Consider the following 14,476-nt stretch of genomic DNA (forward strand, 5'->3'; position numbering starts at 1 on the left):
TACCTGGAGGAGGCCGACCAGCTCGCCAACCGGATCTCGGTCATCGACGCCGGGCGGGTGGTCGCCGAGGGGACGCCGGACGAGCTGAAGTCGATGACCGGCGGCGACCGGATCGAGGTGGTGGTCCGCGACCCCGCCGCCCTGACCCGGGCCGCCGGTGTCGTCGCGCCGATCTGCGGTGTCGAGCCCGCTGTCGATCCGGAGATCCGGCGGCTCAGCGTCCCGGTGGCCGACCGGGTCGCCGGGCTGGTCGACGTGGTGCGGGCGTTGGACGACGCCGGGATCGCTGTCGAGGACATCGGTCTGCGGCGCGCCACGCTGGACGAGGCGTTCCTGTACCTGACCGGGCACCGGCCCGACGAGACCGGCGAGCCCGTCGGCGCCGGACGAAAGGCGGGAGTGGCATGACCACGGCGATCACCGACGGTTGGACGATGACCCGGCGGAACATGCTCCACGTGGTCCGCGCGCCGGAGGAACTGATCCTCTACTTCTCCCTGCCGATCATGTTCGTGCTGGTCTTCGGGTACGTGTTCGGCAGCGGCATGCAGGTGGCCGGCGGTGGCAACTACCGCGAGTTCCTGCTGCCCGGCGTCTTCGTGATGACGATGCTGTACGGACTCGGCGCCACCGCGACGGGCGTGGCGCTGGACCTCAGCCGGGGCGTCGTGGACCGGTTCCGGTCGATGCCGATGGCCCGGTCCGCCCTGATGACCGGTCGCAGCGCGGCTGACCTGCTGCGCGCGCTGTTGGAGATGTCCACCCTGCTGGTCTGTGGCCTGCTCGTCGGATGGCAGTGGCGACTCGGGGTGGGCAAGGCGTTGCTCGCCGTCGGGCTGCTCCTGCTGCTCCGGGTCGCGATCACCTGGGTCGGGATCTACCTGGCGTTGCTGGTCCGCAACCCGGACACGGTCGGCGTGATCGTCTTCCCGGCCGCGTTTCCGCTCACCGCGATATCGAACGTCTTCGTGTCGCCCGAGCTGATGCCGTCGGTCATCGGTGCGATCTCGGAGTGGAACCCGCTGTCGGCCACCGTCGCGGCGATCCGCGAACTGTTCGGCAACCCGGGCCTGGGCGGCGACTCCTGGCCGGCGGAGCACGCCATGCTGCTGGCGGTGCTGTGGCCGGTGCTGCTGATCGCGATCTTCGCCCCGCTGGCGGTGCGCCGCTACCGGCGGTTGAGTCGCTGATCGAGGACGTGACGGGGGTCAGCGGCGGGCCCGCAGCGCGTAGACGGCCGCGCCGACGGCGAGCACGCCGAATCCGGCGAGGACGCTGCTGAGCGGCAGGTTGACGGCGAGCAGCAGGCAGCCCACCAGACCCAGAGCGGCGAGGACCTGGACCGGCAGCCGCCGGTCCGGGTCCCGGCCGAGGGTGAGGGCCGCCGCGTTGGTGATCGCGTAGTAGACCAGCACCGTGCAGCTGGAGAAGCCGATCGCACCGCGTACGTCGCCGAGCAGCACCACCACGATCACCACGGCGGCGACCGCCAGTTCGGCCCGGCGCGGCACCTGGTGCACCTGGTGCACGGCGGCCAGCGCACCGGGCAGGTCGTGCCGGCGGGCCATCGCGAGGGTGGTCCGGCCGACCCCGGCGACCAGGGACAGCAGCACCCCGACGACGGCGATGGTCGCACCGGCGCGGACCACCCACGCCAGGCCGGGCAGCCCGGCGGCGGTCACCACGTCGACCAGGGGCGCGGCGGAAGCGGCCAACCGGTCGGCGCCGAGCACACCCAGCGCGACCACGGCCAGCACCAGGTAGATCGCGAGCACCACCCCGAGCGCCAGCGGCACCGCACGCGGGATGGTCCGCTGCGGGTCGCGGACCTCCTCGCCGAGCGTGGCGATCCGGGCGTACCCGGCGAAGGCGAAGAACAGCAACCCGGCGGCGGTGAGCACACCCCGCGCCGAACCGCCGCTCTCACCGAGCCGGTCCAGGTGCACCGGCCCGCCCAGCAGGCCGACGACGGTGACGAGGGCCAGCACCGCGAGCACCAGCGCGACCAACGCCCGGGTCACGGCGGCGGTCTTGCCGATGCCGCGCAGGTTCACCGCGGTCACCGCGAGCACCGCGGCGGCGGCCACCAGCCGGGCCTGACCCGGCCACAGGTACGCCCCGATGGTCAACGCCATCGCCGCGCAGCTGGCCGTCTTACCGACCACGAAGCCCCAGCCAGCCAGGAACCCGGCGAACGGCCCGAGGCGTTCCCGCCCGTAGACGTAGGTGCCGCCGGACTCGGGGTACCGGGCGGCCAGCCGCGCCGAACTCGTCGCGTTGCAGAAGGCGACGAAGCCGGCCAGCACCAGCGCCGGCAGCAGGCCGGCGCCGCCGGCCGCCGCCGCGGCCGGGCCGAAGACCACGAAGACGCCCGCGCCGAGCATCGAGCCCAACCCGATGACAACCGCATCGGGTACGCCCAGTCGCCGCGCCAGTTGATCCACAGGCCAAACCTAGGAGTACGAGGTGAACGGCCGGTCCCATTCGCGTAGCCGGCCGGGAAGCGGGATGCCGTCCCAGGGCACCCGGTGCAGCAGCCGGTCCAGGAACAGCCCCAGCAGCAGCCCGGCCACCGAATCGGTCAACCAGTGCCAGCCCAGGTAGGTGGTGGTGGTGAGAACGACCAGCGGCGGCACGATGCGGATCACGGTGACGAGTCGGGCCGGTAGGTGCCGGCCGAAGCTGCGGGCCAGCGGGGCGAGCAGCAGCGCGATGACGCCGTACCAGACGATGGCGTTGGCGACGTGCCCCGACGGGTAGGACTGGGCGAATCGGACCGGCAGGTCGTCGTGGAACAGCGGCAGGGTCTGCTCGGGTGGCAGGAACGGCTCCTTGATGCTGGCGCTCGGTGCCGTCCGCGCGGTCCAGACCTTGAGCGGACCGATCGTGAAGGTGGTGACCACGAATCCGACCACCGGCAGCAGGATGGGCCGCACTGACCGCAGCCGAACGGCCAGCAGCACGCCCAGCCCGGCGCCGATCAGGGTCAGCGGGGTGCCCTGGCCGAGGAAGTTCAGCACCCGGGCGACCCAGTACGCGGCGGTCGGTCGATGCCCGTCGGCCCAGTCGGCGACCGCCCGGTCCAACCCGAAGAGCTGGCCGGTGGCGAGGGCGACTGTCAACCCGGCCAGACCGACGAGCAGGAGGGCGTCGAACCACCAGCCGGCCGGGCGGACGGGCCGTAGCCGCAGGTCACGTCGTACCGCCGTGGGTTTGAACACGCGACCACGCTACCGGCCCGGTGCGAGGCCGGGATGTGCGGCGCTGTGGGCCCAACCACGATCAGGAGCGGATACCGGGGGCGAGGCGTCATGCTTGTGCCCGTGCGGATCACGTCTGCCCTCGTGGACCCGGCGCTGCTCGACCTGCCCTGGTCGACGCCGCTGGAGGAGTGGCCTGCCCAACACCTGGTCGCGCTGCCGCAGGGCATCTCCCGGCACATCGTCCGGTTCGTCCGGTTGGGCGATTACGTGTACGCGTTCAAGGAGACCCGCGAGCGGATCGCCGAGCGGGAGTACGACCTGCTGCGGGCCCTGGAGCGGATCGACTTTCCCTCGGTCGAGGCGGTGGCGGTCGTCGCCGACCGGCAGACCGAGGACGGGGAACCTCTCGAATCGGTGCTGATCACCCGGCACCTGCAGTTCTCCCTGCCGTACCGGGCGTTGTTCTCGCACACCCTGCGGCCGGAGACGATGAGCCGGCTGCTCGACGCGCTCGCCGCCCTGATCGTGCGGATGCACCTCACCGGCTTCTTCTGGGGCGACTGCTCGCTGTCGAACACGCTGTTCCGGCGGGACGCTGGCGCGTTCGCCGCCTACCTGGTGGACGCGGAGACGGGCGCCCTGCACAACTCGCTCTCCAACGGGCAGCGCGGTGAGGACCTGGAGATCGCCCGGGTGAACATCTTCGGTGAGGCGCTGGACCTGCAGGCCGCCGGCCTGCTGCACGAGTCCATCGACCCGGAGGTGGTCTGCGAGGAGGTCGTGCAGCGTTACGAGCGGCTCTGGCACGAGATCACCTACGAGCAGGCGATCGAGCGGGAGGCCCGGCACGACATCGAGGGTCGGATCCGCCGCCTCAACGAGCTGGGCTTCGACGTCGCCGAGGTGGCCATGTCGTCCATCGACGGTGGGCGTTTCCTGGTCCGGCCGAAGGTCGTCGACGCCGGCTACCACACCCGGCGGCTGCTGCGGCTGACCGGGCTCGACGCCGAGGAGAACCAGGCCCGCAAGCTGCTCAACGACCTGGACGCCTACCGGGCGGAGAGCGACCTGATCGACGAGCAGCAGGCCGCGCACCGCTGGCTCACCGAGGTCTTCGAGCCGGTGGTTCGGGCCGTCCCCACGCACCTGCGCCGCAAGCTGGAGCCGCAGGAGCTGTTCGCCCAGATCATCGAGCACAAGTGGCTGCTCTCCGAGCAGGCCGGCCGGGACGTCGGGATGCGCCACGCGGTCCAGTCGTACCTGTCCGACGTGCTGGTGCACCGCCCCGACGAGCAGGCCGTCCTCGGCGTGGAAGTCGCCAGCCTGAGCTGAGGCCCGGCCCGGTTGTTCCTGGCCTGGTCATTACTGGCCTGCGCGGCCGGCTCGTTCATACGGTTGCTGGTCGGCTCGGCGGCCGGACTTATCCAAGCGGCTGCCTTTGGAGCTGATGCCGCAAACGATTCAGCTCCAAAGGCCCTCCAGGTGCACTGTGGGGCTAGCCGCGGGCGGGCAGCCTGCGGCCATGGGTCGACACCGGGCGCGTCACTCCACCCAGGAGCCGCCGCGCAGCACCCGCACCACGTTGAGGTCGTCGTCCAGCACCACCAGGTCGGCGCGCAGGCCCACCTGAAGGGCGCCCACCCGGTCGCCCAGGCCGATGGCCCGCGCCGGGGTGGTGGCCACCATCCGGGCGGCGTCGGCGATCGGGATTCCGGCGTTCACCGCGTGCCGCAGCGCGGCGTCCATGGTCAGCGTGCTGCCGGCGATCGCGCCGTCGCGGGCGAGTCGGGCCACCCCGTCGGCGACGGTGACAGCCTGGCCGCCCAACTCGTACTCACCGTCGGACATTCCGGCGGCGGCCATCGCGTCGGTGATCAGCGCGGCGCGATCCGGCCCGGCGGTCGCGGTGACGAAGGTCAGCATGCCGTCGTGCAGGTGCACCCCGTCGGCGACCAGCTCGCAGATCACCGTGGGCGCGTCGAGCAACGCCACCACCGGTCCCGGCTCGCGGTGATGCACCGGCCGCATCCCGTTGAACAGGTGGGTGCCGACACTGGCGCCGGCGGCGACCGCGGCGCGGGTCTGCTCGTACGTGGCGTCGGTGTGGCCCACGGCGGCCACCACCCGCTGCGCGGTGAGCAGCTTGATCGCCTCCAGCGCGCCGTCGCGCTCCGGGGCGAGGGTGACCATCCGGACCGCGCCCCGGCCCAGCTCGATCAGCTCGGACAGCTCGTCGGTCGACGGGTCGCGCAGGTACTCGGGGTTCTGCGCGCCGCAGCGGGCGGCCGACAGGTACGGCCCTTCGAAGTGGACGCCCGCCAACACGCCCTCCTCGACCAACGGGGCGAACGCCTCGGTGGCCGACCGCATCAACGTGAAGGGCGCGCTGACCAGGCTGGCCAGCAGGGTGGTGGTGCCGTGGCTCAGGTGGAAGCCGGCCGCCGCGCGGGCCTCGTCGGCGTCCCCGGTGGTGAAGGTGTGGCCGCCCCCGCCGTGCGTGTGCATGTCGACGAAACCGGGCAGGATCCAGTGCCCGTCGCGCACCGATGGATACTCGGCCACCGCCGTGATCCGATCCCCGTCCCACTCGACGCAGCCCTGTCGGACGACTCCGGTCGGGGTCACCACTCGGCCGTTCACCCGTACGGTCATCGCTTCTCCTGATGGTCACGGACACCCACGGCGTCCAGGGCGAGCAGGGCGGCACCGAGGCAACCGGCCTCGTCGCCGAGGGCTGCCGCGACCAGGTGCGGCTCCCGGTGGAAGGTCATTCGTTCTCGCATGGCCGCCCGCAGCGGGGTCAGCAGCCCGTCCCCGGCCTGGGCCAGGCCGCCGCCCAGCACGATCGTCGCCACGTCGAACAGCGCCTGCCCGCTGGCGAGACCGTCGGCGAGCGCGTCGATCGCCTCCTGCCAGACCTGGCCGGCGAGCGGTTCGCCGGTTGCGGCCCGTTCGGCCACCTCCGCCGCCGTCACCGCGGCGTCGGCGCTCGGCCCGGCGAGTTCGGCGTAGCGGCGGCCGATCGCGGCGGCCGACGCGATCGCCTCCAGGCAGCCCCGACGACCGCAGCCGCAGCGCGGACCGTCGGGCCGGACCAGGATGTGTCCGATCTCCCCGGCGGCGCCGTGGGCACCGACGGCGGCCGTGCCGTCGACGACGTGCGCGGCGGCGATGCCGGTGCCGATCGCCACGAACAACACGTGCCCGCTGCCGCGCCCGGCACCGAGCCGGGCCTCGGCGAGACCACCGACCCGCACGTCGTGGCCGAGCGCCGTCGGCAGGCCGAGCCGCGCCACCGCCAGGTCCCGCACCGGTACGTCCCGGAAGCCCACGTTCGCCGACCAGACCGCGACGCCGCGCGCCTCGTCCACCACCCCGGGCACGGCGATGCCCACGGCGATCGGGGTGAGCCCATCGGCGCGGGCCTTGTCGGCCAGCCCTTCGGCCACGTCGAGGATGGTGCCGACCACGGCGGCCGGGCCGCGCGCGGCGTCGGTGGGATGCCGCTCGGCGCGTACCACGACGCCGTCCGGTCGGACCACTGCGCACTTCATGCCGGTGCCGCCGACGTCCAGCGCAACGACCACGCGGTCATCGGTCATGGCGCGAGAACCACTGACCGGGTCAGGTGACGGGGCGCGTCCGGGTCGAGGCCCCGGCTGGTCGCCAGCGCGACCGCGAAGCGTTGGGCCAGGATCAGGTCGGCCATCGGGTCGACCGGGGTACGGCCGGCGGACCAGCTGCCCAGCACCGTGCGCCACCCGTGTGTGCGGCTGTGCACGAAGGCCGCGCCGGTGGCGGCCACATCCTCGGGCAGCCCGTCGGGTAGCTCACCGAACGCCCACACCAGCCGGCCCGGCGCGGCGACCGAGATGGGCCCGTGCCGGTAGTCCATCGCCGGGTACGCCTCGGCCCAGAAGGTGGCCGCCTCGCGGCACTTCAGCGCCGCCTCCTGCGCCAGCCCGATCGTCCAACCCCGACCGAGGAAGGTGGCCTGCTCGATGGTGGCCGGGTCGATCGGCAACGGGGATCGCACCGCCACCTCGGCGTCGGCGGCGAGCGCGGTCACCGGGTCGCCGAGCTGGGCCCGCAGCAGGGCCAACGCGGTGGTGGCGAAGCGGGTCTGCACCACCGACCGCTCGTCGGCGAAGGGCATGGTCACGGTGGCGGTGGCCAGGTCGACCGCCGGGGAGGCCGGGTCACCGACGATGACGGTGGTGGGTGTGTGCCCGCGCAGCGCGGCGAGCAGGTCCAGCACCTCGGTGGTGGTGCCGGAACGGGTGATCGCGATCAACCGGTCGTAGCGGCGGCCGGCGGGGAACTCGGACGCCTGGAACGCGTCGGTCTCACCCTGGCCGGCCTGCTCGCGGCGGGCCGCGTACGCCATCGCCATGAACCACGACGTGCCGCAACCGACGACGGCGACCCGCTCACCGGGGCGCGGCAGGTCACCGCGTACGACCTCGGCCAGCCTGGCCGCCTCCCGCCAGCAGTCGGGTTGGCTCGCGATCTCCGCGTCCACGTACGCCATGGGAAACTCCTCGCAGGGCCGATCGGTGCGCAATACGGCTCGTTACACCCGCATTTCGCGCGTTATTCTGCGCGAACGCAGGTGACCATGGCAACCGACCAGTCGATCGCGCAGGTCAGTCTTTTGCGCCAGCCTAGTTTCGCGCACTAGTGTGCACGCAATCAATCACCGTCCGTGCAGTTGCTGGGAGGGCCCCCGCGGTGGACCGGTACGCCAGATGGAACGCCCTGCTCGAAATGCTGACCGACAACGGCCGGGTCAGCGTCGAGGCGGCGGCCGAGCGGCTTGACGTCTCCCAGGCCACCATCCGGCGTGACTTCGACCAGCTCGCGCAACAGCAGATGATCACGCGGACCCGGGGCGGCGCGGTCGCCAACGGCGTGTCGTACGACCTGCCGCTGCGGTACAAGACGGCCAAGCACTCGGCCGAGAAGCAGCGGATCGGGGCGGCCGCCGCGGCGCTCGTCACGCCGGGCACCGTGGTCGGCCTGAACGGTGGCACCACCAGCACCGAGGTGGCGCGGGCGCTCGCCGTCCGGCCGGATCTCAACACCAGTGCCGAGGGCGCCCAGCTCACCGTGGTGACCAACGCGCTGAACATCGCCAACGAGCTGCTGGTCCGATCCCGGATGAAGGTGGTGGTGGCCGGCGGCGTGGTGCGTCCGAAGTCGTTTGAGCTCGTCGGCCCACTGGGTGGGGCGTTGCTGCGCGAGGTCACCCTGGACGTCGCCCTGCTCGGTGTGGACGCGATCGACCCGCAGCTCGGCGCCGCCGCCCACCACGAGGGGGAGGCGGCGATGAACAACCTGATGGTGGCCCGCGCCAAGCGCGTGGTGATCATCGCGGACTCGTCCAAGCTGGGGGGTCACGCCTTCGCCCGGATCTGCCCGGTCGAGCGGGTGGAGACGCTGGTGACCGACTCCGGTGCCGCGCCGGAGATCGTGGACGCGTTCCGCGCCGCCGGAGTGCAGGTCATCTGCGCCTGACCGGTCACGCTCCGTCAATGAAATAACCTGATCGGCGCGTCAATGCATACCGCGTATTGCGTGGCCCTGCATACCGCGTATGGTGTCGGCTGTCACGCCCACCCATCGGGGGAGGTGCAGCTTGCCAGCTGTCCTGGAGATCGAAGGTCTACGTAAGACGTACAAGAGTCGTCGACGCGGCACCCGCAACGCGCTCGACGGCTTCGACATGCGGGTCGACGCGGGGCAGGTGCACGGCTTCCTGGGTCCCAACGGGTCCGGCAAGACCACCACGCTGCGTACCCTGCTCGGCCTGATCCGACCCGACGGCGGCCGGATGGTGCTGCTCGGGCACGAGGTCCCCGACGCGCTGCCCGCCGTCGCCGGCCAGGTCGGCGCGATCGTGGAGAGCCCGCAGTTCTTCCCGCACTTCACCGCACGCGACACGCTCTCCCTGCTCGCCGGGGCGGGCGAGGTGCCGGCCACCCGGGTCGACGAGGTGCTGGAACTCGTCGGGCTGCGCGACCGGTCCGGCGAGCGGGTCAAGACGTACTCGCTGGGCATGAAGCAGCGGCTCGCGGTGGCCTCGGCCCTACTGAAGAACCCGAAGCTGCTCATCCTCGACGAGCCCGCCAACGGCCTCGACCCGGGCGGCATCCGGGAGATGCGCACGCTGATGCGTAACCTCGCCGAGTCCGGAATGACAGTGGTGCTGTCCAGCCACATCCTCGGTGAGATCCAGCTGATCTGTGACTCGGTCACTATCATCTCGCTGGGCCGGCGGGTCGCGTTCGGCCCTGTCGACGAGGTGCTCGCGCAGCACTCGTCCGGTGCGGTGCGGATCCGGCTGGAAGCGGTCAGCGACCTGCCGGTCGCCACCGACGTGCTCACCCAGGCGGGGATCCGGGTCACCGGTCACCCCGACCACCTCATGCTGGCCGGCGTCGACAAGCCGGCGTCGGTGACCCGGCTGCTCGCCGAGAAGAACCTCTACGTCAGCGAGTTGGCGCCGATCGCCGTCGACCTGGAGAGCGTCTTCCTCGAACTGACCGCCACCGCGCCGGTCCCCGGCCAGCACCGGCAGGTCGACGAGTCCATGAAGGTCGGCGGGACGGCTCAGCCCGGTCCCGCCGGGGGAGGGTGGGGCGCGTGAGCCTCTTTCGTACCGAACTGCGCCGGCTCAGCAAGCGGCGCTTCACCCGTTACATGACGCTGCTCGGCCTGGTGGTGCTGGCCGCGGTGGTGGTCGGGGTGTTCTTCACCAACCAGAAGATCGACGCCGGTCAGCTCGCCCGGGCCGAGCGTCAGGCCGACCAGCAGTACCAGGAGCAGGTGCGCTGGAGCGAGCAGGAGCGCGCGGCCTGCGAGCAGGCCAAGGCGGCCGGCACTCCGAGCGACGGCCGCTACCCGGACGACTGCTCGATGATCGCGCCGCCGCCTCGGGACCAGATCGAGGCGAAGTGGTTCCTGCCCTCGACGTTCAACTTCAAGGAGACGTTCGACGAGACGCTGATCCCGTTCGCGGCGATCCTCACCCTGGTCGGGTTCGTCATCGGCGCGTCCTTCGTCGGCGCCGAGTGGAGCACCGGCGGCATGATGAACCTGCTGCTCTGGCGGCCGAAGCGGCTCACCGTACTGCTCACCAAGCTGGCCGCGCTGCTCACCGGCATCCTGGCGGTGACGCTTCCGGCCGCGGTGCTGTGGTTCGCCGGGTTCTGGGCGGTCGCCACGTTCCGGGGCAGCACCGAGAAGATGACCTCGGGGGTCTGGCAGTCGTTCGTGCTGACCGGCGTACGCGGCGTCGCGCTGGTGGTGGTGTTCACCACCATCGGGTTCGCCCTCGCCTCGCTGGGTCGGCACACCGCGATGGCCCTCGGTGGCGTGGTGGCGGTGATGGTGGTCGGCCAGTTCGGCCTGGGCATCCTGCTGGACATGGCGGGAGTGCGTTTCGCCGAGGCCTGGCTGCTGCCCACCTACGCGCTGGCCTGGATGACCAAGAAGATCACGTTGGAGGACTGGAACGCCTGCAACGCGACCTACTACGGAGAGTGCAAGCCGGCCACGATGGACATCACCTGGCAGCTGTCCTCCGTGCTGCTCTCGGTCGGAGTGGTGGTGATCCTCGGGGCGGCGCTCTGGGCGATGCGCCGCCGCGACATCTCCTGACGTTCGGCCCCCGACGGCCCCCGGCGCGCGCCGGGGGCCGTCGGGCGTGCGGCACCGCCGCGCCGGCTGCTGCGACCCGGGCCCAGGCTGGCTAGGCTGAGCGAATGTCCGCCGACGCCACCACCCCGGAGCCGTCCACCGACGCTCGTCCGGGTGGCGTCGGCCAGACCGTTCCGACTCCCCGGCCCGCTCCTGCGATCGAGACCGCCGACGAACCGGCGCTGCCGGTCGAGCCGGTCGAGACCGCTGACGATCCGGCGTTGCCGGCCGAACCGGTGGACGTCCAGCCCGTCGACCCGGCGGCGGCGTTGACCGAGCGGGAGCGGGCCATCCTCGCCTTCGAGCAGCAGTGGTGGCGGCACGCCGGCGCCAAGGAGCAGGCCGTCCGGGACACCTTCGGGCTCTCGTCGACCCGCTACTACCAACTGCTCAACGGTCTGCTGGACAATCCCGCCGCCCTCGCCGCCGACCCCGTGCTGATCAGCCGACTCCGCCGGCTGCGCTCGTCGCGCGCCCGCAACCGTCGCCGCTGACCGAACGCCCCGCGATCTTGCACTTTCTGCGGCCGTTTCGCGCCTTCTGCACGCCTTTGTCGCGACTCAAAGTGCAAGATCGCCGGCGGCGGCCGTGGGCCCTGCCGTTGGCGGCCCGCCGTCCGGCGGTCGGCCCAGCCGCATGCCGCCTGACCTGGCGGGTAGGCGGGAGGCGTTCCGGGGTCGCACGCGACCTCGGGCCCAGGAAGGGAGCGGGGTATGACGGCAACGAACCAGAGCGGTACCGGACAGCAGGCGCGACAGGAGGCCTCGCGGGTCGGCCAGCAGGCCGCGCAGGCTGGGGGTCAGGTCGCCCACACGGCCGCTGCGCAGGGCGGGCAGGTGGCCGCAGAGGCGCGGCGACAGGCCCAGCAGTTGACCGGGGAGGCCACTGGGCAGCTTCGGGATCAGGCGCAGACACAGCAGCGGCGGGCCGCTGCGGGACTGCGCGACCTGGGCCAGAACCTCAGTTCGATGGCCGAACGGGACGGCGATTCCGGGCTGGCCGGTCAGGTGGTGCGCAGGGCCGCCGACGCCGCCCAGCAGGCCGCCGGCTGGCTCGACGAGCGCCAACCCGGCGAGGTGCTCGACGAGGTCCGCACGTACGCGCGGCGCCATCCGGCGACGTTCCTCGCGGGCGCGGCGGTGGCCGGGCTGCTCGTCGGGCGGCTCACCCGTGGCCTGACCGCGCCGACCTCGGCCAACGGTCAGGACGGCGGCGCGTCCGGTGCTCCGTCACCAGCGCAGGGCGCACCGATGGACGCCGGTCAGCAGCCGTACGTGGGGACGGCCCGGGCGCAGAACGTCTCGCCGGCCGGTCAACCGGCACGGGACCTGCCCGGCGGGGTGGCACTGTGAGCGCCCCGGAGAAGGAACGAACCCAGGCGTCGGTCGGCGAGCTGATCGGCGACGTGACCCGGGACATGTCCACCCTGGTGCGCAAGGAGATCGAGCTGGCCAAGGCCGAGCTGCGCGAGGAGGCCGCCCAGGCAGGCAAGGCCGGCGGGATGTTCGGCGGCGCCGGACTGGCCGGGTTCCTGGCGGTGCTCTTCGTGTCGTACGCCCTCTGGTGGGGGCTGTCCAACACGATGGACCAGGGGTGGGCGGCGCTGATCGTCGCGGTGCTCTGGGCCGCCGTTGCCGGTGGCCTCTTCATCAACGCCCGGACCCAGCTGAAGCGGGCACGTGCGGTTCTGCCCCGAACGAAGCAGACTGCCCGGGAGTTGCCGGACGCCCTGCGGGGCCGGTGAACGAGTCGGGAGGAACAGATCATGTCCACTGATCCGGATCGGATCCGGCGGGAGATCGAGACCACCCGCAACGAGTTGAGCAGTGACGTCGACGCGCTGACCGACAAGGTCAACCCGCGTCGGATCGCCGGTGACCGCGTCGGGCAGGCCCGCGGGGCGTTCACCCGAGCGAAGGAGAAGATGATGGGCAGCTCGAACCACTTCGGGCAGGAGGCCAGCCAGCGGATGTCGCACGCGGCCGGCTCGGTACGCGACGAAACCCGTTCACTCGGGCAGCACTCCCGCGAGCAGGCTCAGGGCAACCCGATGGCAGCCGGCCTGGTCGCCTTCGGAGTCGGTCTGCTGGCCGCCTCGTTGATCCCGCCGAGCGGGCGTGAGCGGCAACTCGCCGGACGAGCGCGGACCATGGTGAGTGAACATTCCGATCAGCTGCGTGAGCAGGCGAGCCAGGTCGGCCACCAGATGCAGGACAACCTCCGGGAGCCTGCGCAGCAGGCGGCGCAGTCGGTGCGGTCCAGCGCCCAGCAAGGCGTGTCCGCGGTCCGCGACCAGGGCCGTTCGGCCGCCGGTCGGGTGCAGGGAGAGACGCATGCGGCCGTCGACGACCTTCGACAGCGCTGACCCGGTCGGCGTGCCGGGGCCGGCGTCGATGATGCGGGTACGCTCCGCGTCCGCGCCGGCCCCGGGCCGGCCGGTCAACGAGGATCTGGTCTTCCGGTTCGGCCCGCTGGTCGGTGTCCTGGACGGCGCGACGGTGCCGGACGGCTTCGACACCGGCTGCGTGCACGGGCCCGAGTGGTACGTCCGGCACCTGGCCGCCCGGATCGGCGTCGCCGAGGCGGTACGCCCGGCGGCCCGGCTGACCAGCAACCTGGCCGCTGCCATCCTCGCGGTGCGCGCCGACCACGGCGGTCAGTGCGACCTCGACCATCCGGGCACCCCGTCCAGCACGGTGTGCCTCCTGCGGGACTGCGGCGACCAGGTCGACTACCTGGTGCTCTGCGACAGCCCGCTGGTCCTCGACGCGGGCGGGCAGGTCAGCGTGGTCACCGACAACCGGCTGGACGCGGCGATGACGGAGCTGCGGGAGACCGTGGCGATCGTGCCGGGCGGCGCGGCGGACCCGGTCACCCGGTTCCGGCACGCGGTGAGCGTCCAGCGGGAGCGGATGAACCGCACCCACGGCTACTGGGTGGCCGCCGCCGACCCGGACGCGGCCTTCCACGCGGTGACCGGGACCGCACCCCGGTACGGTCCGGGGGCGTTGCGGCGGGCGGCGTTGCTCAGCGACGGTGCGTCCAGCGCGGTGGAGCAGTTCGGTCTGACCGACTGGGCCGGTCTGCTGGACCTGCTGAGCGTCGACGGTCCGGGCGCGTTGATCGACAGGGTGCGGGACGCCGAGCGCGACCACCCCGACCGACTGCGCCGGCACAAGTCCACCGACGACGCGTCGGTGGTGTTCTGCGAGTTCGGGTAGGCGGTTCGCGCGTTAGACACCCGGTCGGGTGACAACAGAGCGTGATGCGGAACACCCATACCGCCCGACCGGCCGGTACCGCTGTCCGGACCGCCAGTGGATGGCCAATGGGGTGGACTTCGGCCGATGAGGGCGGCAGACTGCGGCACGTGGCGGGTGCGGTCCGGCTGGAGCCGGTGGACGAGCGAAACCTGGAGCCGTTGCTCTCCGTAGCGGCGGCCGAGGCGGAGCCCGGCGACGTCATGCCCCCTGTTGAGGCACCGGCAGGCTGGTCACTCGCCCGTCGCGAGGCGTTCCGCGAGTTCCACCGAGCCAGCTTCGGCGGACTGGACGGCCCGACCCGTTCACAGA

15 protein-coding genes and 2 pseudogenes are annotated in these 14,476 nt (G+C 72.2%); 12 read left to right on the plus strand and 5 right to left on the minus strand.

Translation table 11 applies throughout. The features are described from left to right. Positions 1-408, plus strand: a pseudogene (locus KBX53_RS05825) (daunorubicin/doxorubicin resistance ABC transporter ATP-binding protein DrrA); the annotation flags it as partial. Then, positions 405-1,190, plus strand: coding sequence for an ABC transporter permease (locus KBX53_RS05830; protein WP_030327838.1), 786 nt, complete (start codon positions 405-407; stop codon positions 1,188-1,190). The pseudogene KBX53_RS05825 and the gene KBX53_RS05830, both read left to right, overlap by 4 nt. Positions 1,191-1,208: 18 nt before the next feature. Here KBX53_RS05830 and KBX53_RS05835 read toward each other — a convergent pair whose 3' ends face one another. Together KBX53_RS05835 and KBX53_RS05840 are read right to left on the minus strand one after the other, a co-directional pair. Beyond that, positions 1,209-2,444, minus strand: a complete 1,236-nt coding sequence (locus tag KBX53_RS05835; protein ID WP_210858062.1) for an APC family permease — start codon at positions 2,442-2,444, stop codon at positions 1,209-1,211. A 9-nt stretch (positions 2,445-2,453) separates the two neighbouring features. Then, entirely contained in the window at positions 2,454-3,191 is a 738-nt protein-coding gene (locus tag KBX53_RS05840) for a phosphatase PAP2 family protein (RefSeq protein ID WP_210858069.1), read from the minus strand. Between the two features lie 120 nt (positions 3,192-3,311). Here KBX53_RS05840 and KBX53_RS05845 point away from each other — a divergent pair, with 120 nt between their 5' ends. After that, on the plus strand, positions 3,312-4,535 hold the full coding sequence (locus KBX53_RS05845) for a DUF4032 domain-containing protein (RefSeq protein WP_051708113.1): 1,224 nt from the start codon (positions 3,312-3,314) through the stop codon (positions 4,533-4,535). A 210-nt stretch (positions 4,536-4,745) separates the two neighbouring features. Here the strand turns inward: KBX53_RS05845 and nagA are convergent, their stop codons facing one another. The 3 genes from nagA to KBX53_RS05860 are packed head-to-tail and all read right to left on the minus strand — an operon-like array spanning position 4,746 to position 7,734. After that, positions 4,746-5,855 (minus strand): N-acetylglucosamine-6-phosphate deacetylase, encoded by a 1,110-nt coding sequence (nagA, locus tag KBX53_RS05850; protein ID WP_210858063.1) that lies wholly within the window; start codon positions 5,853-5,855, stop codon positions 4,746-4,748. Next, entirely contained in the window at positions 5,852-6,805 is a 954-nt protein-coding gene (locus KBX53_RS05855) for an ROK family protein (protein WP_210858064.1), read from the minus strand. The genes nagA and KBX53_RS05855 overlap by 4 nt, the downstream gene beginning before the upstream one ends. Continuing rightward, positions 6,802-7,734 (minus strand): SIS domain-containing protein, encoded by a 933-nt coding sequence (locus KBX53_RS05860; protein WP_030327832.1) that lies wholly within the window; start codon positions 7,732-7,734, stop codon positions 6,802-6,804. The genes KBX53_RS05855 and KBX53_RS05860 overlap by 4 nt, the downstream gene beginning before the upstream one ends. A 200-nt stretch (positions 7,735-7,934) precedes the next feature. On the opposite strand from KBX53_RS05860, the gene KBX53_RS05865 reads away from it, so the two are divergent. The 9 genes and pseudogenes from KBX53_RS05865 to KBX53_RS05905 form a co-directional block, all read left to right on the plus strand. Further along, on the plus strand, positions 7,935-8,720 hold the full coding sequence (locus tag KBX53_RS05865; RefSeq protein WP_030327831.1) for a DeoR/GlpR family DNA-binding transcription regulator: 786 nt from the start codon (positions 7,935-7,937) through the stop codon (positions 8,718-8,720). A gap of 121 nt (positions 8,721-8,841) precedes the next feature. After that, positions 8,842-9,852: an ABC transporter ATP-binding protein gene (locus KBX53_RS05870; protein ID WP_036410615.1), complete on the plus strand. Its 1,011-nt coding sequence runs from the start codon at positions 8,842-8,844 to the stop codon at positions 9,850-9,852. Continuing rightward, positions 9,849-10,865, plus strand: coding sequence for an ABC transporter permease subunit (locus KBX53_RS05875; protein WP_210858065.1), 1,017 nt, complete (start codon positions 9,849-9,851; stop codon positions 10,863-10,865). Before KBX53_RS05870 ends, KBX53_RS05875 begins: the two co-directional genes overlap by 4 nt. Before the next feature lie 104 nt (positions 10,866-10,969). Beyond that, positions 10,970-11,398, plus strand: a complete 429-nt coding sequence (locus tag KBX53_RS05880; protein ID WP_210858066.1) for a DUF3263 domain-containing protein — start codon at positions 10,970-10,972, stop codon at positions 11,396-11,398. A 219-nt stretch (positions 11,399-11,617) separates the two neighbouring features. Next, on the plus strand, positions 11,618-12,256 hold the full coding sequence (locus KBX53_RS05885) for a hypothetical protein (RefSeq protein ID WP_210858067.1): 639 nt from the start codon (positions 11,618-11,620) through the stop codon (positions 12,254-12,256). Next, on the plus strand, positions 12,253-12,648 hold the full coding sequence (locus KBX53_RS05890; RefSeq protein ID WP_030327826.1) for a phage holin family protein: 396 nt from the start codon (positions 12,253-12,255) through the stop codon (positions 12,646-12,648). Before KBX53_RS05885 ends, KBX53_RS05890 begins: the two co-directional genes overlap by 4 nt. Before the next feature lie 21 nt (positions 12,649-12,669). After that, positions 12,670-13,269, plus strand: a complete 600-nt coding sequence (locus KBX53_RS05895) for a DUF3618 domain-containing protein (RefSeq protein ID WP_030327825.1) — start codon at positions 12,670-12,672, stop codon at positions 13,267-13,269. Next, positions 13,238-14,125, plus strand: a complete 888-nt coding sequence (locus KBX53_RS05900; protein ID WP_210858068.1) for a hypothetical protein — start codon at positions 13,238-13,240, stop codon at positions 14,123-14,125. The genes KBX53_RS05895 and KBX53_RS05900 overlap by 32 nt, the downstream gene beginning before the upstream one ends. A gap of 149 nt (positions 14,126-14,274) precedes the next feature. Further along, positions 14,275-14,476: pseudogene (locus KBX53_RS05905) on the plus strand (GNAT family N-acetyltransferase); the annotation flags it as partial.

This window comes from Micromonospora sp. M51 (genome assembly GCF_018070305.1).
Taxonomy (GTDB): domain Bacteria; phylum Actinomycetota; class Actinomycetes; order Mycobacteriales; family Micromonosporaceae; genus Micromonospora; species Micromonospora parva.

Bases quoted from the DNA above. Each gene is read 5' to 3' on its own strand.
- KBX53_RS05895 (WP_030327825.1), top strand. From the start codon at position 12,670: ATGTCCACTGATCCGGATCGGATCCGGCGGGAGATCGAGACCACCCGC.
- KBX53_RS05880 (WP_210858066.1), top strand. From the start codon at position 10,970: ATGTCCGCCGACGCCACCACCCCGGAGCCGTCCACCGACGCTCGTCCG.
- KBX53_RS05885 (WP_210858067.1), top strand. From the start codon at position 11,618: ATGACGGCAACGAACCAGAGCGGTACCGGACAGCAGGCGCGACAGGAG.
- nagA (WP_210858063.1), bottom strand. From the start codon at position 5,855: ATGACCGTACGGGTGAACGGCCGAGTGGTGACCCCGACCGGAGTCGTC.
- KBX53_RS05855 (WP_210858064.1), bottom strand. From the start codon at position 6,805: ATGACCGATGACCGCGTGGTCGTTGCGCTGGACGTCGGCGGCACCGGC.
- KBX53_RS05830 (WP_030327838.1), top strand. From the start codon at position 405: ATGACCACGGCGATCACCGACGGTTGGACGATGACCCGGCGGAACATG.
- KBX53_RS05845 (WP_051708113.1), top strand. From the start codon at position 3,312: ATGCTTGTGCCCGTGCGGATCACGTCTGCCCTCGTGGACCCGGCGCTG.
- KBX53_RS05860 (WP_030327832.1), bottom strand. From the start codon at position 7,734: ATGGCGTACGTGGACGCGGAGATCGCGAGCCAACCCGACTGCTGGCGG.
- KBX53_RS05900 (WP_210858068.1), top strand. From the start codon at position 13,238: ATGCGGCCGTCGACGACCTTCGACAGCGCTGACCCGGTCGGCGTGCCG.